The sequence below is a fragment of the Nocardia sp. NPDC052566 genome (assembly GCF_044547285.1).
GTDB lineage: Bacteria > Actinomycetota > Actinomycetes > Mycobacteriales > Mycobacteriaceae > Nocardia.
This window is the reverse complement of sequence record NZ_JBIUAF010000005.1, coordinates 867,004-888,869: the sequence shown is the minus strand read 5'-3', so window position 1 is coordinate 888,869 and position 21,866 is coordinate 867,004. Positions and strand designations below refer to the sequence as shown.

Annotated in this window: 23 protein-coding genes; 15 read left to right on the top strand and 8 right to left on the bottom strand. The window is 68.8% G+C overall.

Translation table 11 applies throughout. The annotated features are described in order from the left end of the window. Positions 1 to 37 precede the first annotated feature (37 nt). Together ACIG5A_RS29010 and ligD are read left to right on the top strand one after the other, a co-directional pair. Complete coding sequence (locus ACIG5A_RS29010) at positions 38 to 1,120, top strand: ATP-dependent DNA ligase (protein WP_397245604.1); 1,083 nt, start codon at positions 38 to 40, stop codon at positions 1,118 to 1,120. Continuing rightward, complete coding sequence (gene ligD / locus ACIG5A_RS29005) at positions 1,117 to 2,118, top strand: non-homologous end-joining DNA ligase (RefSeq protein ID WP_397245602.1); 1,002 nt, start codon at positions 1,117 to 1,119, stop codon at positions 2,116 to 2,118. Before ACIG5A_RS29010 ends, ligD begins: the two co-directional genes overlap by 4 nt. Positions 2,119 to 2,151: 33 nt before the next feature. On the opposite strand, the gene ACIG5A_RS29000 is transcribed toward ligD, so the two are convergent. Then, positions 2,152 to 2,841 (bottom strand): hypothetical protein, encoded by a 690-nt coding sequence (locus ACIG5A_RS29000; RefSeq protein WP_397245600.1) that lies wholly within the window; start codon positions 2,839 to 2,841, stop codon positions 2,152 to 2,154. A 207-nt stretch (positions 2,842 to 3,048) separates the two neighbouring features. Between ACIG5A_RS29000 and ACIG5A_RS28995 the strand changes: the two genes are divergently transcribed. Continuing rightward, the gene (locus ACIG5A_RS28995) at positions 3,049 to 3,432 is read left to right on the top strand and encodes a hypothetical protein (RefSeq protein ID WP_397245598.1); all 384 of its coding nucleotides are present in this window, start codon (positions 3,049 to 3,051) and stop codon (positions 3,430 to 3,432) included. Positions 3,433 to 3,464: 32 nt separating this feature from the next. Here the strand turns inward: ACIG5A_RS28995 and ACIG5A_RS28990 are convergent, their stop codons facing one another. The 3 genes from ACIG5A_RS28990 to ACIG5A_RS28980 form a co-directional block, all read right to left on the bottom strand. Then, entirely contained in the window at positions 3,465 to 4,127 is a 663-nt protein-coding gene (locus ACIG5A_RS28990) for a TetR/AcrR family transcriptional regulator (protein ID WP_397245596.1), read from the bottom strand. Then, complete coding sequence (locus tag ACIG5A_RS28985) at positions 4,111 to 5,256, bottom strand: acyl-CoA dehydrogenase family protein (RefSeq protein WP_397245594.1); 1,146 nt, start codon at positions 5,254 to 5,256, stop codon at positions 4,111 to 4,113. Before ACIG5A_RS28985 ends, ACIG5A_RS28990 begins: the two co-directional genes overlap by 17 nt. Before the next feature lie 130 nt (positions 5,257 to 5,386). Continuing rightward, on the bottom strand, positions 5,387 to 6,079 hold the full coding sequence (locus ACIG5A_RS28980; protein WP_397245592.1) for a TetR/AcrR family transcriptional regulator: 693 nt from the start codon (positions 6,077 to 6,079) through the stop codon (positions 5,387 to 5,389). 187 nt (positions 6,080 to 6,266) lie between these two features. On the opposite strand from ACIG5A_RS28980, the gene ACIG5A_RS28975 reads away from it, so the two are divergent. The 9 genes from ACIG5A_RS28975 to ACIG5A_RS28935 all read left to right on the top strand — a co-directional run bounded on the left by ACIG5A_RS28975 (position 6,267) and on the right by ACIG5A_RS28935 (position 15,469). Further along, positions 6,267 to 7,415, top strand: a complete 1,149-nt coding sequence (locus tag ACIG5A_RS28975; protein WP_397245590.1) for an alpha/beta fold hydrolase — start codon at positions 6,267 to 6,269, stop codon at positions 7,413 to 7,415. Between the two features lie 32 nt (positions 7,416 to 7,447). Further along, positions 7,448 to 7,663, top strand: a complete 216-nt coding sequence (locus ACIG5A_RS28970; RefSeq protein ID WP_397245588.1) for a hypothetical protein — start codon at positions 7,448 to 7,450, stop codon at positions 7,661 to 7,663. A gap of 76 nt (positions 7,664 to 7,739) precedes the next feature. Beyond that, a complete protein-coding gene (locus tag ACIG5A_RS28965) occupies positions 7,740 to 9,251 on the top strand; it encodes a hypothetical protein (protein WP_397245586.1) in 1,512 nt (503 codons plus the stop codon). A gap of 59 nt (positions 9,252 to 9,310) precedes the next feature. Beyond that, positions 9,311 to 10,447, top strand: coding sequence for a hypothetical protein (locus tag ACIG5A_RS28960; protein ID WP_397245583.1), 1,137 nt, complete (start codon positions 9,311 to 9,313; stop codon positions 10,445 to 10,447). Between the two features lie 162 nt (positions 10,448 to 10,609). Continuing rightward, complete coding sequence (locus ACIG5A_RS28955) at positions 10,610 to 12,040, top strand: SDR family NAD(P)-dependent oxidoreductase (protein ID WP_397245581.1); 1,431 nt, start codon at positions 10,610 to 10,612, stop codon at positions 12,038 to 12,040. A 60-nt stretch (positions 12,041 to 12,100) separates the two neighbouring features. Further along, positions 12,101 to 12,880, top strand: coding sequence for an O-methyltransferase (locus ACIG5A_RS28950; RefSeq protein ID WP_397245579.1), 780 nt, complete (start codon positions 12,101 to 12,103; stop codon positions 12,878 to 12,880). Positions 12,881 to 12,917: 37 nt separating this feature from the next. Next, on the top strand, positions 12,918 to 13,646 hold the full coding sequence (locus tag ACIG5A_RS28945; protein WP_397245577.1) for a ferritin-like domain-containing protein: 729 nt from the start codon (positions 12,918 to 12,920) through the stop codon (positions 13,644 to 13,646). Positions 13,647 to 13,655: 9 nt separating this feature from the next. Continuing rightward, positions 13,656 to 14,057, top strand: coding sequence for a DUF2784 domain-containing protein (locus ACIG5A_RS28940; protein WP_397245575.1), 402 nt, complete (start codon positions 13,656 to 13,658; stop codon positions 14,055 to 14,057). 65 nt (positions 14,058 to 14,122) lie between these two features. Beyond that, on the top strand, positions 14,123 to 15,469 hold the full coding sequence (locus ACIG5A_RS28935) for a CoA transferase (protein WP_397245573.1): 1,347 nt from the start codon (positions 14,123 to 14,125) through the stop codon (positions 15,467 to 15,469). A gap of 83 nt (positions 15,470 to 15,552) precedes the next feature. Here the strand turns inward: ACIG5A_RS28935 and ACIG5A_RS28930 are convergent, their stop codons facing one another. Continuing rightward, positions 15,553 to 16,122: a TetR/AcrR family transcriptional regulator gene (locus ACIG5A_RS28930; RefSeq protein WP_397245571.1), complete on the bottom strand. Its 570-nt coding sequence runs from the start codon at positions 16,120 to 16,122 to the stop codon at positions 15,553 to 15,555. 109 nt (positions 16,123 to 16,231) lie between these two features. On the opposite strand from ACIG5A_RS28930, the gene ACIG5A_RS28925 reads away from it, so the two are divergent. Genes ACIG5A_RS28925 through ACIG5A_RS28915 form a run of 3 tightly spaced genes read left to right on the top strand, consistent with a single transcriptional unit; the run spans position 16,232 to position 19,387 of the window. Beyond that, positions 16,232 to 17,437, top strand: a complete 1,206-nt coding sequence (locus ACIG5A_RS28925) for an FAD-dependent monooxygenase (RefSeq protein ID WP_397245569.1) — start codon at positions 16,232 to 16,234, stop codon at positions 17,435 to 17,437. A 26-nt stretch (positions 17,438 to 17,463) separates the two neighbouring features. Beyond that, the gene (locus tag ACIG5A_RS28920; protein ID WP_397245567.1) at positions 17,464 to 18,501 is read left to right on the top strand and encodes a nucleoside hydrolase; all 1,038 of its coding nucleotides are present in this window, start codon (positions 17,464 to 17,466) and stop codon (positions 18,499 to 18,501) included. 7 nt (positions 18,502 to 18,508) lie between these two features. Then, positions 18,509 to 19,387 (top strand): amidohydrolase family protein, encoded by an 879-nt coding sequence (locus ACIG5A_RS28915; protein ID WP_397245565.1) that lies wholly within the window; start codon positions 18,509 to 18,511, stop codon positions 19,385 to 19,387. Here the strand turns inward: ACIG5A_RS28915 and ACIG5A_RS28910 are convergent, their stop codons facing one another. The 3 genes from ACIG5A_RS28910 to ACIG5A_RS28900 all read right to left on the bottom strand — a co-directional run bounded on the left by ACIG5A_RS28910 (position 19,388) and on the right by ACIG5A_RS28900 (position 21,623). Next, a complete protein-coding gene (locus tag ACIG5A_RS28910) occupies positions 19,388 to 20,053 on the bottom strand; it encodes an NAD(P)-dependent oxidoreductase (RefSeq protein WP_397245563.1) in 666 nt (221 codons plus the stop codon). A 186-nt stretch (positions 20,054 to 20,239) separates the two neighbouring features. Continuing rightward, positions 20,240 to 20,695 carry a hypothetical protein gene (locus ACIG5A_RS28905; protein ID WP_397245561.1) on the bottom strand — a complete coding sequence of 152 codons (456 nt, stop codon included), beginning with the start codon at positions 20,693 to 20,695 and terminating at the stop codon, positions 20,240 to 20,242. 277 nt (positions 20,696 to 20,972) lie between these two features. Continuing rightward, positions 20,973 to 21,623 carry an L-2-amino-thiazoline-4-carboxylic acid hydrolase gene (locus tag ACIG5A_RS28900; RefSeq protein ID WP_397245559.1) on the bottom strand — a complete coding sequence of 217 codons (651 nt, stop codon included), beginning with the start codon at positions 21,621 to 21,623 and terminating at the stop codon, positions 20,973 to 20,975. Positions 21,624 to 21,866: the final 243 nt, after the last annotated feature.

The window sequence follows — 21,866 nt, the reverse complement described above, 5'->3', positions numbered from 1 at the left end:
CGTCGACTCAGGTGAGGAAAACCCCGAGGAGGATCAGTTGGACCTACCGGTGCAGCCACCCGTCCGGCCGATGCTGGCCAAATCCGCGCCCGCCATCCCGCACGAACCCGGCCTGAGCTACGAGCCGAAATGGGACGGCTTCCGCTGCGTGGTGTTCCGCGACGGCGACGAGATCGAGCTGGGTTCCCGCAATGATCGCCCGCTGACCAGGTACTTCCCGGAGGTCGCCGAGTTGCTGAAGCAGGCGCTGCCGCCGCGGTGCGTCGTCGACGGCGAGATCGTCGTCGTCACCGATCAGGGCCTGGATTTCGACACGTTGCAGCAGCGGCTGCATCCGGCCGCCTCCCGGGTCGCCAAGCTCGCGGTGGAGACGCCGGCCAGCTTCGTCGCGTTCGACCTGCTCGCGCTCGGCGAGCGCGACCTCACCGAGGAACCGTTCGCCGAGCGCAGGCGGCTGCTCGAGACCATCCTCGACACCGAGATGGCCAGGGTGCACCTGACGCCGATCACCCAGGATCCCGCGGTGGCCGAGGATTGGTTCACCCGATTCGAGGGCGCGGGCTTCGACGGTGTGATGGTGAAGGCGAACGACCTGACCTACCTGCAGGACAAGCGGGTGATGCTGAAGGTCAAGCACGAGCGCACCGCCGACTGTGTGGTCGCCGGCTTCCGCTGGCACAAGGACGGTGTCGGGATCGGCTCGCTGCTGCTCGGACTGTTCGACGACCAGGGCCACCTCAACCACGTCGGGGTGGCGAGCAGTTTCACCGCGGCGCGGCGGAAGGAACTCGTCGACGAGCTGAAGCCGTTGCGCGAGAACGCGCTCGACAACCATCCGTGGAAGGACTGGGCCGACGCGGCCGCGCAGGCCGTCGCCGACGGCAAGATGCCCGGCGGGGTGAGCCGGTGGACCGGCGGCAAGGATCTGTCGTGGGTGGCGCTGCGCCCGGAGCTGGTGGCCGAGGTCCGCTACGAACACGTGCAGTCGGGCCGGTTGCGCCACGGTGGCAGGCTGGTCCGATTCCGCGCCGACCGCACACCCGACTCGTGCACCTACGCCCAGCTCGACGAGGCCGCGCCGGCCGAACTGAGCGCCATCTTCAGCGAGGCGAAGCGATGAGTGAGTCCATCGACATCGACGTGGATGGACGCACTGTCGCCATCAGCAATCCGGACAAGGTCTACTTCACCAAGCGCGGTGAGACGAAACTCGACCTCGTGCGCTATTACCAGTCGGTGGCGCAGCCGCTGCTCGGTGTGGTCCAGGACCGGCCGCTGCTGCTGGAGCGTTATCCGGACGGTGCGTCCGGCAAATCCTGGTTCCAGAAGCGGGTGCCCAAATCCGCGCCGGATTGGCTACACACCGTCGAGGTGTCCACGCCCAACGGCACCACCAGCGACGCACTCGTCGCCCATGATCTGGCGCATATCCTCTGGGCGGTGAACCAGGGCTGCCTCGGCTTCCACGTCTGGCCCAACCGCGTGCGGGATCTGAAGATCGCCGACGAGCTGCGTATCGACCTCGATCCCTCCCCCGGCATCGGCTTCGACGATCTCAAACAGGCCGCCGTGCTCACCCGCGCGCTGTTCACCGAGCTCGGCATCGACTCGCGGGTCAAGACCTCCGGCTCCCGCGGCCTGCACATCTACGTTGCGCTGCAACCGAATTGGGACGGCTACCAGGTGCGCGCCGCCGCGGTGGCGCTGGCCCGCGAACTGGAACGCCGCCATCCGGATCAGATCACCGCGCAGTGGTGGAAGGAGGAGCGCGGCAGCCGCGTCTTCGTCGACTTCAACCAGAACGCCCCGCACAAAACGGTATTCGGCGCATGGTGCGTGCGTCCGAAGGTGGGCGCGCAGGTATCGGCGCCGATCGACTGGGACGAACTCGACACCGTGGTCCCCGAGGAGTTGACCATCGCCACCGTGCCCGCGCGGCTGGCCGAGCGCGGCGACCCGTGGGCCGAGCGCCCGCCGCAATCGATCGCGTCGCTGCTGGAGATGTCCGAACGCGATCTGGCCTCGGGTCTGATGGACGCGCCGTGGCCCCCGCAGTATCCGAAGATGCCCAACGAACCGCCCCGGGTGCAGCCGAGCCGGGCCAAGAAGGGCGAATAGCCAACGCCCGCAGGGCCATTCGGGCTGTTCGGGCTATTCCGTCCAGGGCACCCACATCGCGTTGCGCCCCTGGCCCTCACAGACCAGGGCGCGCCCCTCGGTGGTGCGCGCGGATTTCACGCCGCTCGGATCGCAGGTGGTTCCGGTCTGCTGCACGCCGCTGCCGACCGTGTAGGGCCCCGCCCATTTGTAGCCGCCGTTCACCCCCGCGGTGAACAGGCATATCAGGGTCGAGCTGTCGGAACCGGAGGCGATCAGGCCGACCTGCGCTTCGGTGCACGCGGTGCCCTTGGTCGGGGTGCCCTGCACCTTGGCGGGCGAGGAGGTTGTCGTCGCCTCGGGCACCGTGGTCTTCGGCGGCGCTGTGCTGGCCTGCGCCTGCTGCGGTGTCGTCACCTGCGGTGCGACCGCCTGTTTGGTGGTGCCCTTCACCGCATCGGAGAGCGCACTGCCCGACAGCACCACGAAGCCCGCGATCGCCGCCACCTCGGCCAGGCCGATCAGCAGCGCGAACGTCGCCATCCCCTTGCCGCGCGGATGTCCGAAGGCGATGAGCCCGAACACGATCGCCACCGGAAACAATCCGACCAGCGCGGCGACCAGCGCCACCACCGCGTACGGATTCACAATGGGTTTGGACTCGCGGCGTGGGCCGCGATCATAATCCTCGTCGCGCTCTACCTCCGGCCAACGCTCACCCTCCCAGCGTTCCGTCCGTGTCATGCCTAGGTCCCTCTCACAATCACCATCGCGCAGGAACCTCGACCCATGCCGAACTCCGCCCCGCTTCCGACCCACAATAGGTGCGAACCGTGGTCACTTCAGCGAAACTAACGAACCCCGAACAAATGCTCGCCATTTCCGCGCCGACCCGTCATGCTGATGTCGAAATCGAATAACTGATCATGTGCCAACTTCTCAGGAGGATTCATGTTCGGTGGCACCAATTCGACAGGCCAGGAAAGGCGGCCCTGGCATTCCCAAGCGGGCGATTTGCTCGGCGACGACTACAACGTGCCCGGCCTGATCCTGTGCGCGTTCGGCATCGTCGCCCTGGCCTGCACCCTGACCGCGGCGGGCTACGGATTCGCGGGCTGGACCCAGGTCGGCGCGATCGCGACCGCGGCGCTGTGGATCGCCGGGATCGGCGCGCTCGTCGTCGAGCACCGCAGGGAGGAAGTGATCGAGCTGAAGTACGGCAGGTCCGGGCACGCGCCGGGGCATGTCAGGCCGGTGCGCTACAGCGCAGCGGTCATGCGGGCGAGCACGCAGCGCAGCCATGGGCCGCGCGTGCTGTGGCGTTCCGCCGAATAACTCCTGAGCGCGTCCGAGGGGTGGACCGCGGGTCAGCGCCCGCGGTCCACTTTCGGCAGTGATTCGGTCACCAGGGTCATCAGCATGTCGGCGAGCAATACGTGCACCTGCGCCCGCGTCAGCGTGGCGCGGGTGATCCATTCCCGCCCCGCCACTTTCACCAATCCGCCGTACGCGCGGACCATGGCGCGCAATTCCGCACTGTGCGCCGAATCCGCGAGACCCACCATCAGCAGCAGTCGCTCGGCGGCCGCGTCGTCGGCCTGATCGAGGATCTGCTGTACCTCGGGATCGCTGCCGACACCCTCGTGGCTGGTCACCTTCACCCAGGTGCTGCCGTGTTCGGAGATCACATCGAGCAGCCAGTGCACACTCGCATCGACGCGCTCCCGATCGGTACCCGTCGGCACCACCATGTCGTCGAGCTTGGGCAGCGTCACCATCCGGTGCACCACCGCCAGATACAGGTCGCGCTTGTTGCCGAAGTAGTGGTTGATCAGCCCGCGCGCCACCCCGGCCCGCTGCGCCAGCTCCGCGGTGGAGACGGCGGCATAGGGTCGTTCGCCGAACATGTCGATGGCGCACGCCAGGATCTGCGCCCTGCGCTCGTCGGGTTCGAGCCTGCGCCTGCGCGGCGGCGCCTCGGCGGCGCTACCGTTCGCGGACTCGTCGCGGATTTCAGAGAGACCGGGCAATGAGATCCTTCATCACCTCGTTGCTACCCGCCAGGATGCGCAGGACGCGGGCGCCGGTGTAGAGCTGCGAAATCGGATACTCCGTCATATAGCCGTAGCCGCCGAACAGTTGCAGGCAGCGGTCAACCACGATACCCAGCTGGTCGGTGAGCCAGTATTTCGACATCGCGGCCGACGGAATGTCCAGCTCGCCGCGCAGGTGCTTGACGATGCAGTCGTCCAGAAAGACGCGGCTCACCTTCGCGATGGTCGCGCACTCGGCCAGCTCGAATTTGGTGTTCTGCATGGCGAACAGCGGCTTGCCGAACGCCTCACGGCCCTTGGTGTAGTCGACGGTGAGCTGCACCGCCCGCTCCATCATCGCCACCGCGATGACCGCGGTGACCAGCCGCTCCTGGGCCAGCAGCTGCATCATCTGATAGAAGCCCTGCCCCTCGGCCTCGCCGAGCAGATTGGCCGCGGGCACGCGCAGGCCGTCGAAGAACAGCTCGGCGGTGTCCTGCGCCTTACCGCCCATCTTGCTGAGGATCCGGCCACGCTCGAAGCCCGGCACGTCGTCGCCGACCTCGGCGAAGATCAGCGAGACGCCCGCGGCGCCCTTGGTCGGATCGGTCTTGACGGCGATGATGATGCCGTCGCAGAGCCAGCCGTTGGTGATGAAGATCTTCGAGCCGGTGATGACGTACTCGTCGCCCTCGCGCACCGCGCGGGTCTTGATGTTCTGCAGATCCGAGCCGGTGCCCGGTTCGGTCATGCCGATCGAGAGCACCATCTCGCCGCTGGCCGCCTTCGGCAGCACCCGCCGCTTGAGCTCCTCGGACCCGAATTCCTTCAGGTAGGGCGCGATGATCGTGCTGTGCACCGCCATGCCGAGCGAGCCGTCGCCCGCGAAGGCCTGCTCCTCGATGATGGCCGCCTCGTGCGCGAAGGTGCCGCCACCGCCGCCGTATTCGGCCGGGATGGCGGCGCACAGCAGGCCGAGTTCGCCCGCCCGGTTGTACAGCGCGCGGTCGGGATGGCCCTGCGCGACGAACTTCTCCTCGTGCGGCACGACCTCCTTGACGAAGAAGTTCTTCGCCAGCTCGCGTACTGCCTCGACCTCGTCGTCACTCCACTCCGCGCGTGCCATGATCCCGATCCTTCGCCTGTTGTCGCCTGCCTCACCGCTGGCGCCCGCCCTCAGATTCCACCACTATTGGCACTGTGTCAACAAAACACGGCGTGCAAGTGACCCGAGGAGATACGGCCGAGGAGCGGCGTCAGCCCACCGAGGGCTGCGCCTGGTTCATCGCGGCGAGCGAGGTGAAGATCGGGGTATCCGGATCGGCCGAGATACCCTTCCCGCGCAGGAAGCCGTCGATCAGGCCCCAGACGAATTCCGTTGCCTGGTCCACGAATTCGGCGGTGCGCTCGGCGCCGGGCAGCGCGGCGTCGCCGAGCCACAGATCGGTGATCGAGACGACAACGCCGACCACGGCGCGGGCCAGGTAGTCGATACCGTCGGCGTCGATCGGGATGGACTCGGCCACCTCGCGCGCCTGCTTGGCGAAGCGGCCTGCGGCGGCCCGGCCGAGATCGAACTGCAGCACCGAGCCGTCACCGCCCTGTGCCGCCTGCGCCTGCCCCAGGAAGCGAAAAACGTTGGGGTGCGCGAGAATGCTGTCGGCGTATCCGGCGAGCACGCGACGCAGTGCGATCCGGGGCGGCTGCAACACCAGCGTGAGATCGGTGCCCGCGGCCGCGGTGGCCCAGCGCGCCAGCTGATTGCTGATCTCGGTGTAGAGATCGGCCTTGTCGGCGAACTGCCGGTACAGGCGCGGTTTGGTGATGCGCGCCTCGCGCGCGATGTCGTCCATGCTCGGCCGCGGGCCGTCGCGGTCGATCACCCGGATCGCCGCGTCGACGATCTCGGCGCGGGTGATCGGCGCGGATCGGGCACTGGCACGGGACACGGCAGCAGCATACACGTACCGGCGGTACGGATAGCCTACCGCCGAATGCGTGATCTACGGCATAGTGCGTAGCCGTTCCTGGCCATTGCCTTCCGGGTATTCGTACTGCCAGTATCGGGAATCGTACTGGCGGTACGGCGGCGGGCAGCCGACGCGCACCGCTCGCCACACGAACGAGGCCTCGCACATGACCGAACCGCTCCACAACATCACGCCGCTCCCGGTCCGCGCCGACGTGGCCACCGAAACAGACGGCGACCAGACACCGCGCCCCGACCGACGCTGGACGGTGGCGGGGGCGGGCGGCGACCTGGCCGTCTTCGAATGGGGAAGTGGCGCGGCCGAACCGCTGGTGCTTGTGCATGGGCTCACCGATACCCACCGGGTGTGGGCGACCGTCGCCGCGCTGCTGGCCGACGGCTTCCGGGTGATCACCTACGACGTGCGCGGCCACGGCAAATCCGCGACGTCCGCCGACCCGGCCGACTACCGGCTGTCCACTCTGGCCGAGGACTTCTTCGCGGTGATCGATGCGGCCAGCCCGCGCAGGCCGGTGCACGTCTGCGGGCACGGCTGGGGCGGGGTGCAGCTGTGGGAGGCGGTGTGCGATCCGCGCGCCAACACCCGAATCGCCTCGTTCACCGCCATTTCCGGGCCCAACCTCGATCATCTCGGGCTGTGGCTGCGCGTGGTCGCGCCGCGGCTGCGGCATGCGCTCGGCGACCCCGGCGCGCTGCTCGGACTCGCACTGCGCTCGGTGGTGCCGACGATGCGCTCGGCGGCACCTTCGGCTCAGTCGCTGCGCTCGGCCGTGCCCTCGGTTCAGCTGCTGCGCTCAGCCGTGCCCTCGGCACGCGCGGCGGCACCTTTGGTTCGCTCGCTGCGCTCGGCGGTGCCCTCGGTCTACTCACTGCGCTCGGCCGTGCCCATACGTCCTGTCGTCGTGCGCCGCATGTACACCCCACGCGTGCGCACCTGGCTGGTCGAGCGGCTCGGCGGCATCTCGCCGGTGCCCGCCAGGATCGCGCCCAGCTGGCGTGGTGACGCGGTCGCCGGTGCCCGTATCGCGCAGGCGAACCTGCTGCATCATCTCCGTAGTCCGCGAGTGCGACGCACCGCCGTCCCGGTGCAGTTGCTGGTCAACACCACGGACCTGTTCGTCCCGCCCGCGGCCTACGACTCCTCCGACCGCTGGGTGGATCGACTGTGGCGCTGTGCCGTGCCCGCCGACCACTGGCTGCCGGTGACCGAACCGCTGCTCGTTGCCGAGGCGCTGGCCAATTTCGTCGACGATCTGCGCGCCGACCGTGCCGCGATCGGCCAGCGCCGCCGCTGACACCCCTCTCGAATTCGCTTCAGGAGCAACCCATGTCAGATGCCGCACGCCAGTTGACCGCAACACTGGACGCACCGCTGCCGGACGAATTCGACCGGCTCAGCGAGGCCGAACTCGCCGAACTCGACCGCCTGCTGCGCACCGCCCGCGAGCAGCGCGCACAGGAACTCGGCGCGGCGATCGACTCGTCGCTGCAGCTGGTGCCCCGGCTGATGCGCCCGGCGGTCAAGAAGGTGCTCGGCCTGTGAACGAGCGCCAGCGAGTAAACCGAGAGCACAGCGTGCCGGTGCACCCAGCGGAGCCGAGCATCGGCGAGGCGCAGCGGTGAGTACTCAACTGCTCGTGCGTGCCGAAACGACCAAGCTCGCCAGGCTGCTCGATCTCACCGACGCGGCCGATCTGGATTTCCTCACCCAGCTCTCCCCCGAGGCGATCAGGGCCTTCCGTGAACGGGCCACCGACACGCTGTTCGGCGGTGAGGCCGCGCGGATGAAACGCATTGCGGCGGCGAGCAAAGTGGTGCCAGCGGCGATCAGCGCCAAGGCGGCCGAGCGCGCGTTCGGGCCGATGCTGTGCGCGGCCGTCGCCGGATCGGTCGAACCGGCCAAGGCGGTGGAGATCGCGCGGGCGCTGCCGCCGAAATTCCTGGCCGAGACCGCGATCCGGCTCGATCCGCGCCGCACGGCGGCGGTGATCGCCGCGGTGCCGCCGCGGATGGTCATCGACGTCGCGCGCGAATTGCTCACCCGCGGCGACCATTTGACGATGGGCCGGTTCGTCGGCGTGGTCTCCGACGAGGTCATGCGCGCCGCGGCGCCGGTGATGGGCGACGCGGACCTGCTGCGCATCGGCTTCGTACTGGAGGACAAGAGCTCGCTCGACAGCCTGATGCTGATCGTCGAGGACCGGCTGGCCGGGGTCATCCGCGTGGCGCACGAGCAGGACCTGTGGGCCGAGGGCATCGATCTGCTCGGCAGTGTCGGCGTGGAAAACAAGGCGCGCCTCGGCGATATCGCCGCCGGACTCGGCGAGGACGTACTCGACGGGTTGCTCGCGGCAGTACAGGCACTCGACGCCTGGGCGACGCTGCTGCCGGTGGCCGGCGCGATGAACGCGGACAGCCTGCGCGCCTTGGCCGTTCGGCCCGCCGTGCACGACGAGGCGGTGCTCGGCGCGATCATGGACGTGGCGCTGGACCAGGGGCTGTGGCTCGAATTGCTGCCGCTCGCCGGTCATCTGGCGCCGGGCCAGCTGGCGTTCCTGGCCACGCGGGTCGCGGAGAAGTCCGATGCCGAACTCGCCGAGCTGATCCGCCAGGCCGACGGCGCGGGGCGGTGGGCGGCGATGCTGCCGATCGCGCTCGCCATGACCGATACCGCTCGCCGCCGGATGGCCGGACTGCCGGTCATGCGGGAACCGCGGGTCCTGCGCGCGGTGATCGAGACCGCCGCCGAGCACGAATTGTGGTCGCAGGTCATGCCTTTGGTCGACACACTGCCGGAATCGGCGAAACCGATCCTCGCGTCGTGCCTGGGTGAGCTGACCCGCGCGCAGTTGCTTTCCGCGGTACTGGTTGCCGCGCGCAGCGCGAATATCGACGCGCTTGTCGAGGTCGCGCTGGCTCAGGACGCGGCGGGCCGGGCGCGGGTGCTGGCGATCATCGACGGAATGGACGATCTCGACGAGTTCCTCGCCGCGCTCACCGCCGATACCCCCGATGTGGTCTGGCACGGGCTGGTCGAAGTACGTGCGGAAATTCCCGCCCGGCTGCTCGATCGTCTCGCGGAACGCGCAGGCGCGTGCGGGCGCGGCGACGTGGCGGCAATGCTGCGCTGAGCGGGCCCTCGATTCCGTCGGCTCGCTGACCAGGGTGTTCGGATGGTAGCTTCGCGGCCATGACAGGACCGGGGGAACAGCAGGGCCAGCAGCCGACCAGCGATGCGTGGTGGAACGAGGCACAGCCGCAGCAGGCGGGTCAGGCGGATCCGACGATGCTGCGCCAGCCGAGTAATCCGGCGATGCCGCAACAGCCGTATCCGGGGCAGCAGTCGCAACCCGGCATCCCGCAGCAGCCGTACTCGCAACCCGGTGTGCCGCAACAGCCTTATCCCGGCCAGCAGTCGCAACCCGGTGTGCCGCAGGCGGATCCGACGATGCTGCGGCAGCCGACGGGCGCCACCCTGCACCAGCCGGTATTTCCGGGAGTGCCGCAGCAGCAGGGCGATCCGTCGGCGTGGCAGCAGCCGACCGGATATCCCGGCACGCCGCAGCAGCCGTATCAGCCTGGATACCAACAGGTTCCGCCGCCGTCCGCGCCGTACAACCAGGTTCCGCCCGGCTACCCGCAGGGCCCCGCGACCGGCTCGGGCGGCCGCAAGGGCTGGCTCTGGGCACTGGGCGCGGTACTCGTGACCTCGGCGGTGTGGGCCGTCGGTGTCTTCGCGTTCGGCGTCTCCGGCGACGGCGTCAGCGCGAACGCGGATCTGCGCGGCTACCACTATGTCGACAATCTCTGCGACTTCACCGACACCTCGCCGTTCACCAGCGCGGGCTACAGCTCCCAGTCGACGGGTACTTCCACAGACAAGGACAAGTACCCCAAACACGACGGCACCAAGCATGCCGCCGTCGACACGATGAGCTGCGCCTACCACTTCTCGCCGCCCGGCTCGGCGAGCGCGTCGGACTACGGCTCGCTCTACACCCACGCGGAGCTACACAAGCAGACCGATCCCGGCCCGGAATTCACCGCGTCCAACGAGACCTGGACCCAGCGCAGCACCGGCAAGGATTCGAAGGTCGAGAAGATCTCCGGCATCGGTGACGAGGCCTATCTCATCAAGGACAAGACGACCTCCGGGCTGACCGGCGTCAATGTCACCCTGGTGGTGCGCGACGGCTGGGTCACCTACTCCACCAGCTACTTCCAGTTCAACACCAGCACGGACAAGTCGAAGGTGCCGAGCGAGGCGGATATCACCGAGAAGCTGAAGAAGTCGGCGCCCGCGACACTGGCCAAGCTGCGGCGGTAACGGCTACCGGTCGGCAATCGCCACGGCGGGTTTGGCAGAATGAGCAGGTCGCCGGCGCGAGCTCAGGGCCCGTAGGCGGCAGCGCAGCGTGACCACGGAGGGCCCAGGGAGCGCCGCAAATCGAACACCGCCCAGCTCATGTGAAGGATGTTCCCGGTTCCGATGGCCGAAAGCAGTATCGATCCCGCCGAGCTCGCCACCTGTCTGCGCGTGCTCGAGGCAGCCGGACAGCTGGACAAGGAGCATCCCGACTCGATCGCCGTGCAGCGCGCGGTCGGCCACATGTTCAAGAAGCTCAAGCAGCGCCGCCGGATCGAGGCGCGCGAGGCGGTGAGCGAGGCGGACCGCGCGGTGGTCGCCGCCACCGCCACCGGATCGCCGAACCGCATCGATGACGAGACCGCGGGCATCCCGATCAGCACCAGCACCGACGGTGCGAGCGCGGGCACGCTCATCCGCCCGCGTCCCTGCTACATCTGCAAGCAGCGCTACACCCGCGTCGACGCCTTCTACCACCAGCTGTGTCCCGATTGCGCGGCGAACAGCCACGCCAAGCGGGACGCCCGTACCGATCTGACCGGTAAGCGCGCACTGCTCACCGGTGGCCGCGCGAAGATCGGCATGTACATCGCGCTGCGCCTGCTGCGCGACGGCGCGCACACCACCATCACCACCCGCTTCCCCAATGACGCCATTCGCCGCTTCGCCGCCATGGACGACAGCGCCGACTGGTTGCACCGGCTGCGCATCGTCGGCATCGACCTGCGCGACCCGGCCCAGGTGGTCGCGCTCGCCGACGATATCGCCGCACAGGGCCCGCTCGACATCCTGATCAACAATGCCGCGCAGACGGTGCGCCGCTCCGCCGGCGCGTACAGCGCGCTGGTCGACGCCGAGTCCGGCCCGCTGCCCGCGGGCGCGCTGCCCGATGTGGTGAGCTTCGGCAAGACCATGCAGGCCCACCCCACCGCGCTCACCGCCTCGCTCACCCCGACGCTGTCCGCCGCCGATGTCGCCGAGCTGGCGCTCGTCGCGGGATCGGCCACCCCCGAGCGCATTTCGCGCGGCGTCGCGATCGACGCGGGCGGCCTGGTGCCGGATCTCGCGCACACCAACAGCTGGGTGCAGACCGTCGCCGAGGTCGATCCGACCGAGCTGCTCGAGGTGCAGCTGTGCAATTCGGTCGCGCCGTTCATCCTGGTGTCGCGGCTGCGCCCGGCGATGGCGGCCGCGGCGGGCAGGCGCAAGTACATCGTGAACGTCTCGGCGATGGAGGGCCAGTTCGCCCGCGCGTACAAGGGGGCGGGCCACCCGCACACCAATATGGCCAAGGCGGCGCTGAACATGCTGACCCGCACCAGCGCGGGTGAGATGTTCGAAGCCGACGGCATCCTGATGACCGCCGTCGACACCGGCTGGATCACCGACGAGCGCCCGCACTACACCAAGATCCGCCTGGCCGAGGAGGGGTTCCACGCGCCGCTCGACCTCGTCGACGGCGCCGCCCGCGTCTACGACCCGATCGTCCAGGGCGAGGCGGGCACCGACCTCTACGGCTGCTTCCTCAAGGACTACCAGCCCTCACCCTGGTAACCCGCCCACTCGCGGGTCGATCTCGGGCAGAATCATGGCACCGACCGAGGGAGAGGCGCCATGGCCGAGATCAGTGGGTTCGCCGCGAAGGTGCGCGATCGGCTGCCGTTCACGCGGTGGTCGCTGCTGCGGATGGCGTTGAGCAATCGGAGCCTGGAGCGGACCGGGCAGGTGGGCGATGGGCGCGAGCGCGCGCTGCTCGACTATGTACGCGCGCACGCCACCGAAGGCGATCCGGACAGCGTGCTCGCGGTGATCGATGATTTCGCACGCAACCACACCATCCTGATGAATGTCGGCGACGAGAAGGGGCTGCTGCTCGACGCGGCGATCCGGCGAGCGGACCCGGCACTGCTGCTGGAACTGGGCGCGTATGTGGGCTACAGCGCGGTGCGCACCGGGCGGGCGATGCCGGCGACCGCGCGCCTGGTGTCGGTCGAGGCCAGCGCCGCCAACGCCGAGATCGCGTCGGCGGTGATCGCGCACGCGGGCCTGGCGGATCGGGTGCACGTGGTGCTCGGCAAGATCGGCGATGGCGGGCAGACCGTGCGGCGGCTCACCGAGGAGTACGGATTCGGTTCCGGCGCACTCGATTTCGTCTTTATCGACCATCTGAAGTCGGCGTATCTCCCCGATCTGAACACCATGCTCGACGCGGGCTGGTTGCATCCGGGTACGGTCGTGGTTGCCGACAATGTGAAAGTGCCGGGCGCACCGGACTATCGGCGATATATGCACGAACGCGAAGGCGGCTCGTGGCGCACGACCGAGCACAAGACCCACGTCGAATACCAGTCCCTGATCACCGATCTCGTCCTCGAATCCGAATATCTCGGCTGAGGTGTTGCGCTCGCGCCGCGCACCGAGATGTTCTGGCATGCGAGCAGAAACGGCGTGGCTGGCCGAATTCCTGATGGCGGCCACCTATCGGGCGAAACAAGACGAGCCGCAGTGGCATTCGATGGGGCCGCTGCCGCGCGCACTGGTCGCCAGCCTGCGGCGCCGCCACATCGGCGCGGGCAGCGGCGGCGCCGATCTGCTCGCCAAGAGCACCTCCTCCGGCGACCACGACTATGTGGCCGCACTGCGGCTCTTCGTCGCCGAGCAGGACAACCACGCCCGGTTGCTCGCCCGCCTGCTGACCACCGGCGGCGCGATGCCGCTACGCGGCCACTGGTCCGCTCGGCTGTTCACCCGCCTGCGCCGAGCGCTCGGGTTCCGCACCGAACTGATGGCGCTGCTGATCGCCGAAGTGGTTGCCGTGCGCTACTACCGGGCGCTGCGCGACGGCAGCACCGATCCGGTACTCGTCGAGGTGGCGCGGCGCATCCATTCGGACGCGGTGCGCCACATCGACTTCCACGTCGCCAGGCTGCGCGCCGAATTCGCGGGCCGCGGCATCGTGACGCGAAACTCGGTGCGCGCCTTCTGCTGGCTGCTGCTGGCCGCGGCGATGGCCGTGCTCGCCGTCGAGCACGGCCGGGCACTGCGGCACCTGCGGGTGACGCGGCGCGACTTCGCCACCGACACCGTCCTGCTGTTCCGTGCGGTGCTGCGCCGCGTTCTCCCGCCGGTCGCGACGCGCGAGCCGACGGCGGCGGCTTAGGCTGGATACATGGTGTACCGGCTGCTGGCCGACGCCGTCGCCGCGGTGCATTTCGCGTTCGTGGTGTACGTGGTGATCGGCGGGTTTCTCGCGTGGCGCCGGCCGCGCACCCTGGTGCTGCACCTGATCGCGTTCGGCTGGGGTTTCAGCACCGTGCTGTTCGGGGTGAAATGCCCGCTCACCGATCTGGAGAACTGGGCGCGGCACCGGGCAGGCGTCGCCGGACTGCCGCCGAGCGGATTCATCGATCACTACCTCACCGGTGTCATCTATCCGGAGAGCGCGCTCGGGCTGGTGCGTGTGCTCGTCGTCGTGTGCGTCACGGTTTCCTGGGTCGGTTATGCCTGGTTGTGGCGCAGGCGCAGCGCGAGATCCGCTGCGGCCCAGACACGTCCGTTCGCGGGTAACTGACCGGTGCCGGCTCACCGGTACCGTGCCCATCTCGGTACCGCCATGGAGCAACTACTCTCGGTCGGGTGAACGCGCACACACGGCTGGTCGACGACTACGAAGCGGGAATCGGTGTCACCGGCTCCGGCATAACCCATTTCCCCGACCCCGGCGGCAATCTCGCTGCGACACTGCCGGTCTGGGCGCTGGCCTCGGGCTCGGTGGCCGCGGTGACCGCGGCGAGCAACCGGATACGGGCGGCGCGTGGCCTGCACCCGGTGGCGCACCGGCTCGACCCGGCCAGGATCACCGCGGCGTTCCGCAGTGAGCGCCTGGTGCGCGCGAACGGCAACGCCCCGGCGATGTTCGCGGACCTGTCCGGCTTCTTCCCGACCTTCGACGGCTGGGTGCGCACCCACGCCAACTACGCACACCACCGTGCCCGCCTGTTCGCCGCGCTCGACCTGTCCCCCGAGATGCCCGTCGACCTGGCCATCGCTCAAATGGCGATGAGCCGCGCCGCCGATATCGAGGAGCGCGCCGCCGCGCACGGCGCCATCGCGGTGCGCGTGCGCACCGAACAGGAGTGGGCCGACAGCCCGGAGGGCCAGGCGGCGGCGGACGGGCCGCTGGTGGCGATCGAGCAGCGCGAGGATCGCGCGGCCGCCGGACTGTCCATGGACGCCTCACCGCTGCAACCGCTGCGCGGCCTGCGCGTGCTCGACCTGACCAGGGTGCTCGCCGGACCGGTGGCCACCAGAACGCTGGCGTTACTCGGCGCCGACGTGCTCCGGGTCGATCCGCCGCACTTACCCGAGATCGAGTGGCAGTACGTGGACACCTGCCAGGGCAAGGGGTCGACGCTGCTCGATCTGCGCACGCAGCTGCCGGTGTTCCACGAACTGCTCGCCTCGGCGGATGTGCTCGTCACCGGATATCGGCCCGGCGCACTGGAATACGCCGGGCTCATCGCGGCGCACTACCCCGGCCTCGTGCACGGCCGGGTGAGCGCGTGGGGCGAATACGGCCCGTGGGGCGAGCGCCGCGGTTTCGACAGCATCGTGCAGGCGGCCAGCGGCATCTCCATCATCGAGGGCGCCCCCGCGGTGCCCGGCGCGCTGCCCGCGCAGGCACTCGACCACGCGTCGGGCTATCTGCTCGCCGCGGGCGTGATCGACGCACTGGTGGCGCGTGCCGCCGACGGCGTCGGCCGTGACGTGCGAGTCTCGCTGGCGCGCACCGCATCCTGGCTACTCGCCGACCCGTACCGGACACCGGCGCATCCGGCGGCCACCATGCCGAGCCCGGCCGCGGCCGTCTTCCACGGCAACACCATCACCGCCGCCCCCGCACTCGCCGAGTATCCGGACTACGCCTGGCCCGCACCCGCCTACGGCTCCAACACCCCGGCCTGGCCGATGCACGCCCGCTGAACCGATGCTCGACCTGCGGCTGTTCCGGCTCGGCGCGTTCCGCATCGCGTCGCCGATCCCGGCGGGCCACGATTCCGGCCGACCTACGCGCCGGTGAGCGCGGTGATCGCCTCGGCCAGGCGATCACCGTCGGGCAGGTCGGCGGCGGGCGCGACCACGCCGAGGACGCCGAGGCCCTGCACCAGGACCCAGTGCAGCTGGGCGATCGCGTGCGCCTGCTCGGCGGTCAACTGCGGATGTGCCTGCCGCAGTGCGTTACCCATGTCCTGGTAGATATGGGGCATCCCGTCGGCGAAGAACTTCTGCGATTCCGGCGAGCGGGAGGCACGCACCAGGTTCTCCATGCTCGCCAGCATGGCCTCGTGGTTGTCACGGAAGATGTTCGGCATCGCGTTCCACATCTGGGCGAAGGCCGCGAGCGGCGCCATGCCGCTCCCCTCCTGGATCAGCGCCTCCATCCCGTCGCCGATGCCGGTGCCCAGCGATTCGGCGAGCGCCTCGGTGATCAGCGCGTCCTTCGAGCCGAAGTGGTAGCCGATCGCGGCCAGGCTGACACCGGCGGCCGAGGCGATATCCCTGGCCGTCGCCTTGGCGATGCCCCGCTCGACGATGACCTTGCGCGCACCGGCCAATAGATCTTCTCGGTTTCCCATGCGTCCAGGTTACAACATGTTTAGACAATTGTCCTAGACATCTGTTCTAATATTTGCGACACTCGCCGAGACCGTTGTCTCCCACTGCCTTTCCGAGGGGAACCAGATCATGAGCTCCACCCACAGCCCGCACGTGCTCGTCAGCGGCGGCGGCATCGCGGGCAACGCGGTCGCCATCCAATTGCTCCGCGCGGGCATCCGTACCACCGTCGTCGAGCGCGCCGCCGCGCCGCGCCCTGGCGGTCAGGCGGTCGACCTGCGCGGACCGAGCAAGGAGGCGGCCGAGCGGATGGGCTTGATGCCGGGCATCCGCAAGTACCTGCTCGACGAGAAGGGCATGGCCTTCGTGGACGAACGCGGCCGCGACAAGGTCAGGATGCCCGCCGAGATGTTCGACGGCAAAGGCTTCGTCGCCGAAATCGAGATCACTCGCGGCGATCTGAACGACGTGCTGCTCACCGAGCTGGCCGCGATCGACGGCCCGCTCGACTATCGCTACGGCGCCTGGATCGAGGCGCTGACCCAGGACGACACCGGCGTCGAGGTGACCTTCGCCGGTGGCGGCACCGAGCGGTTCGATCTGGTGATCGGCGCCGACGGCGTGCACTCGGCGACCCGCGCACTGGCCTTCGGACCGGAGGACGACTACGCGACCTACCTCGGCGGCTACATGTCCTTCTTCACCGTCCCGGCGCCCGCGGGCACCGAACCGGGCTGGATGAAAACACATTCCGTGCCCAACGCCTCGGTCGGCATCCGCCCGGACGCCGACCCGGACACCTGCAAGGCGATCATCATGCTGCGCACCGAGGCCGATCCGGGACTGCGCCGCGATGTCGCCGCCCAGCAGCGGCGCATCGCCGACATGCTGGCGGGCGCGGGCTGGATCGCGCCCGAGGTGCTCGCGGCGATGGCCGACACCCCCGACTTCTACTTCGACGTGCTCGCCCGCATCGATATGCCGACGCTCTCGGCGGGCCGGGTCACCCTGCTCGGCGACGCCGGATACTGCGGCTCGCCGATGACCGGCATGGGCACCGCGATGGCGATCGTCGGCGCGTATGTGCTCGCGGGCGAAATCGCCGCCACCCCTGGCGATCTCACCGGCGCGCTGGCCCGCTACGAGACCACCGTCACCCCCTTCCTCGACAAAGCCAAGGAGCTGCCGGGCAGTATCGCGACCGTACTGCCCGCGTCCCGCTTCGGCATCAAGATGTCGCAAGTGTTCATGCGGCTCATGACCACCCGGTTGCTGCGGCCGCTGATGATGAAGTTCTTCACCCACACCGACTTCTACGAGCTGCCCGCCTACTGAGAATTCGCCAGGGCTACGCTCGGGTGGTGCGGCAGAAGATCATCATGGATGTCGATACCGGTGTCGACGATTCCCTTGCGCTGCTTTACCTGCTCGCCTCCCCCGAGGCCGAGATCATCGGGATCGCCTCCACCGCGGGCAATGTGCCCGCGGCCCAGGTCGCGGCGAACAATCTGGCCTGGCTCGACGTGTGTGGCGCGGCGGATATCGAGGTCGCGCTCGGCGCGACCGAACCGCTCGCCATCCCCCTGCGCACCACCGAGGATACCCACGGCCCGCAGGGCGTCGGTTATGCCGAGCTGCCGGAATCGGCGCGCGCGCTCTCGCCGCGGTCGGCCGTGGAGATGTGGGTCGAGCTGGTGCGGGCACATCCCGGCGAGATCGTCGGTTTGTGCACCGGGCCGCTCACCAATCTCGCGCTGGCACTGCGGCTCGAACCACGGCTGCCGCAGCTGCTGCGGCGACTGGTGATCATGGGCGGCGCGTTCAACCACCCCGGCAATACCACGCCGACCAACGAGTGGAACGTGCACGTCGACCCGGAGGCGGCCAAGGAGGTCTTCGACGCCTTCTCCGCCGCACCCGCCGACCGCAGGCCGCTGGTCTGCGCGCTCGACATCACCGAGACCATCGAGATGACGCCCAAACATCTCACGCTGCTCGCCGAACGCGCGGGCAGCTTCCCGGTCGAGACGGTGTCGCCGCTCGACCCGCCGCACGCCCGCTCGGCCGCGAGCAATCCGATCGTGCGGCACGTGACCGACGCGGTGCGCTTCTACTTCGACTTCCACCAGCAGTGCGGCGCGGGCTATCTCGCGCATATGCACGATCCGTTCGCCGCGGCGGTCGCGCTCGACGCCGGTCTGGCCGTCACCCGCCCGGCGACGGTCGACGTCGAACTGGCGGGCACCATCACCCGGGCGACCACGGTGGCCGACTGGGAAGGCATGTGGGGCCGGGAACCCAACGCGGACATCGTGATCGGCACCGATCCGGAGATCTTCTTCGAACGGCTGATCGCCCGGATCGGCGATTTCGCCAGGGAGCGGTATCCCGCACAGTAGGAGAGGTATGAACGACGAGAACGCCTATCTCACCGCGTTCCGTGAACGGCTCGGCCTGCCCGGAATCATCGACGTGCACACGCATTTCATGCCGGAACAGGTCATGCGAAAAGTGTGGGCGTATTTCGATTCGGCGGGTCCGCTGATCGCGCGCACCTGGCCGATCGCCTACCGCGACGACGAGCAGGTCCGGCTGAAGACGTTGCGTGGCTTCGGCGTTCGCGCGTTCACCTCCCTCGTGTACCCGCACAAGCCGGATATGGCGGCCTGGTTGAACGAGTGGACCGCCGATTTCGCCGAGCGCACCCCGGATTGCCTGCACACCGCGACCTTCTTTCCCGAGCACGGCGCGGACAGCTACACCGAGGCCGCGATCGAGCGCGGAGCGCGAGTGTTCAAGGTGCACATTCAGGTCGGCCGATTCCATCCGGGCGATCCACTGCTGAACCCGGTGTGGGGCATGGTCCAGGACGCGGGCATTCCGGTGGTGATCCACTGCGGATCCGGTCCGGTCGCAGGCGAATACACCGGCCCGGAGCCGATCGCCGCACTGCTGCACCGTTTTCCACGGCTGCGCCTGATCATCGCGCATATGGGCATGCCCGAGTACGCCGAATTCTTCGACCTGGCCGAGCGGTACCCGGACCTGCGGCTCGACACCACCATGGCCTTCACCGAATTCGTCGAATCCGCGGACCCGTTCCCGGCCGCCGAGCACGGCCGCCTGCGCGAGCTCGGCGACCGCATCCTGTTCGGCAGCGACTTCCCGAACATCCCCTACTCCTACCCGCACGCGATCGAGGTGCTGGAGCGGCTCGACCTCGGCGAGGACTGGTTACGGAAAGTCTGCTACCAGAACGGGGCTCGACTCTTCGGCGTGCGATAGCTACTCGGCGCTCGCCCCGGCGAGCAGCGGCGCGGCCACGGTGAAGCGGACGCGCCGGTGTACCGGATGCTCCGCCTCGTCGAGCAGCGCGACCGCGAAATCCTCCATGGAGATCGCCGAAACACCGTCGGCGTCTTCCAGGAGCTCGTCCGCGCCGAGCCGGTAGCGACCGGTCCGCTCCCCCGGCTCCAGCTGCGCGGGCGGGCTCAGATAGGTCCACTCCGCGACGGGCTCCGCGTGGCACAGCGCGAGCTGATCGGCGCACGCCCGCGCGATCGCCGCCAATTCGGCTGGGAAACCCGGTGATTCGTGCAGGGTGAGATCGGCCTCGCCGGGCACCCGCAGGGTGGCCGCGCCACCGACGACCAGGACGCGGACGCCGGTGCGTGCCACGCCGGCGAGCAGCGCCTCGGTCACGGCGGGCAGCTCCGCCTCGCTGCCCGGCGCGGGCCTGGTCGCCGTGATCACCAGATCCTGTCCGGCACTGAGTGATTCGACGTCCGCGGACCGTGCGGCGTCGCCCACCCGAAGCAGCGCACCGGCGGGCACCGATCCGGCCCGCGCGAGATCGCGCACCACCGCGGTGACCTCGTGGCCCCGCGCCAGCGCCTCGGCCACCACCCGGCTGCCCACCGCACCGGCCGCGCCGAACACCGTAATCCGCATGATTCCTCCTTGTTGCTGTTGCTTAGCCCTAAGTAACTTAGCTTAGTGATAAGTAATTCCGTGGTGAGATAACTCACCGCTGAGACATTTTGGGGCGACTGCTTGCGCCACTCACCCCGGCGCAGCGCCAGCGGGTCGCCGCCGCACTGCGCGCACTGCTCGAATCACTCGGCGACACAGCGTGATTCAGCCGAGTGCGGCGACCATCCCGCGGATGTACTCGACGCGCTGTTCGACATCGATGACCTGGCGCTTGTCGCCGATGGGCACCTGGGTCGCGTAGTAGAAACCGGGCGACTGCACACTGACCTGCACGAAACCCTGGATGGACTCCTCCTTGACCAGTAGGAAGAGCAGCCCGAGCAGACAGGCCAGCGCGAGCAGCACGGCCAAAACGATCGCATAGGCCGGGATGCGCTGGGTGACGGTGGTTTGATGGGTCACGATCCAGGTGGTACCGGCGAGTGGATGGCGCTGACCGGACGGGATGAACACCGTCGTCGAACTGCACGCGATATCGCCGACGGTAACCAGCACGGGCTCGACCGAAAGCTGTTGCGGCGGTACCGGCGTGAACCTGGCGACCGGCATCGGCCCGATCGCGCGCGGCTCGGGCGCCGGGGCAATCGCGTCATCGGTCATCGCCCACGCTCCTTCGTCCTGTGCGGGTGAACGCTGCACATCACGACGGCCGGCGGGTCCTCGTCGCCGGGGCACACCGTCCGCCGAGGAACCTTCAACCTTACGCCGCGTCAACGGCTCTCGACAACCGGCATTCGCTTGGCAATCACCCACGCGGGCCGACGCCAGCACCGGTCGTGAGCGCGACATCCTCAGCTTTCAGTGATTTCCTCCGACCCGGTGCTGCCCATCCCTGCGAGGCGGGCAGCACCGGTCACCGTTGGCAATCCGGCAGCGATCAGGCGTCGGTGCGGGTGAAATGGAACGGGCAGCGCGAACCGCCGAGACCGATCGTGGTCACCCGATCGAAGCGGAATCCGTGCGCGGACGGATCGACGGCGTCCATCCAGTTGGTGTCGAACTCGCACATCACCGGCGCCAGTTCGGTGGCCGAATGAGCGGCCAGCACGTCGTAATAGAAGCACCGGACGACATCCACGTGGTAGCGCCGATCGTCGTCGACCGGGCGTTCGAAGGTGAATCCCGCGCCGAATTGGTACTCCTCCCGCGCTTTCGAGACCGCGACCAGTGCCGCGAACGGATCGGGTGCCGCGTCGAGCATAGCCTTCGTCGCGTCGCGCACCGCCGCTCCGAGCGGCCGCATGAACGCATCGCGCACGGCGGCAAGGGATTCGGCGCGGCCGAGCAGCGGGACGAGGACCTCGTGCGCGGCCACCAGCGCCAGCGTCATGCGCAGGTTGTAGCGGGCGGGCTCATCGATGACGCGTGCGGCGTCGGCCGCGTCCAGCTCGCGGTGGCGCTGCTGAATGTCCGCGAGATGTGTTGCGGGAAGGCTATTTTCGGCGAGTGTCACGGCGACGTGGTCGAAGAAACCTCTGAGGAGGGCGCTGATGTCGCGCTCGGGATCGGGGACGTAGTCGGTGGTCATGTCGTGTCCTTTCGAGACGGCGCGCGTCTCGAACACAGCAGCCACCATGGCGGAGTCGGCCGTGTCCGCGACAACGCGAACACGCCAACGCACTCCACCGACCGACCTAGGCGTTGACGAACTTTCTGATACTTGCCCCCGCAGCTTGCCACAGCGACCGATCGGCCGTCCATCCCGTTCCCCCTCCGACGGCAACGCGGTCGGCCGATACTGAGTTCGGCACCACGATGCGGCATCACCGGG

Bases quoted from the DNA above. Each gene is read 5' to 3' on its own strand.
- ligD (WP_397245602.1), top strand. From the start codon at position 1,117: ATGAGTGAGTCCATCGACATCGACGTGGATGGACGCACTGTCGCCATC.
- ACIG5A_RS29000 (WP_397245600.1), bottom strand. From the start codon at position 2,841: ATGACACGGACGGAACGCTGGGAGGGTGAGCGTTGGCCGGAGGTAGAG.
- ACIG5A_RS28995 (WP_397245598.1), top strand. From the start codon at position 3,049: ATGTTCGGTGGCACCAATTCGACAGGCCAGGAAAGGCGGCCCTGGCAT.
- ACIG5A_RS28985 (WP_397245594.1), bottom strand. From the start codon at position 5,256: ATGGCACGCGCGGAGTGGAGTGACGACGAGGTCGAGGCAGTACGCGAG.
- ACIG5A_RS28975 (WP_397245590.1), top strand. From the start codon at position 6,267: ATGACCGAACCGCTCCACAACATCACGCCGCTCCCGGTCCGCGCCGAC.
- ACIG5A_RS28970 (WP_397245588.1), top strand. From the start codon at position 7,448: ATGTCAGATGCCGCACGCCAGTTGACCGCAACACTGGACGCACCGCTG.
- ACIG5A_RS28960 (WP_397245583.1), top strand. From the start codon at position 9,311: ATGACAGGACCGGGGGAACAGCAGGGCCAGCAGCCGACCAGCGATGCG.
- ACIG5A_RS28955 (WP_397245581.1), top strand. From the start codon at position 10,610: ATGGCCGAAAGCAGTATCGATCCCGCCGAGCTCGCCACCTGTCTGCGC.
- ACIG5A_RS28950 (WP_397245579.1), top strand. From the start codon at position 12,101: ATGGCCGAGATCAGTGGGTTCGCCGCGAAGGTGCGCGATCGGCTGCCG.
- ACIG5A_RS28945 (WP_397245577.1), top strand. From the start codon at position 12,918: ATGCGAGCAGAAACGGCGTGGCTGGCCGAATTCCTGATGGCGGCCACC.
- ACIG5A_RS28940 (WP_397245575.1), top strand. From the start codon at position 13,656: ATGGTGTACCGGCTGCTGGCCGACGCCGTCGCCGCGGTGCATTTCGCG.
- ACIG5A_RS28930 (WP_397245571.1), bottom strand. From the start codon at position 16,122: ATGGGAAACCGAGAAGATCTATTGGCCGGTGCGCGCAAGGTCATCGTC.
- ACIG5A_RS28925 (WP_397245569.1), top strand. From the start codon at position 16,232: ATGAGCTCCACCCACAGCCCGCACGTGCTCGTCAGCGGCGGCGGCATC.
- ACIG5A_RS28915 (WP_397245565.1), top strand. From the start codon at position 18,509: ATGAACGACGAGAACGCCTATCTCACCGCGTTCCGTGAACGGCTCGGC.
- ACIG5A_RS28910 (WP_397245563.1), bottom strand. From the start codon at position 20,053: ATGCGGATTACGGTGTTCGGCGCGGCCGGTGCGGTGGGCAGCCGGGTG.
- ACIG5A_RS28905 (WP_397245561.1), bottom strand. From the start codon at position 20,695: ATGACCGATGACGCGATTGCCCCGGCGCCCGAGCCGCGCGCGATCGGG.
- ACIG5A_RS28900 (WP_397245559.1), bottom strand. From the start codon at position 21,623: ATGACCACCGACTACGTCCCCGATCCCGAGCGCGACATCAGCGCCCTC.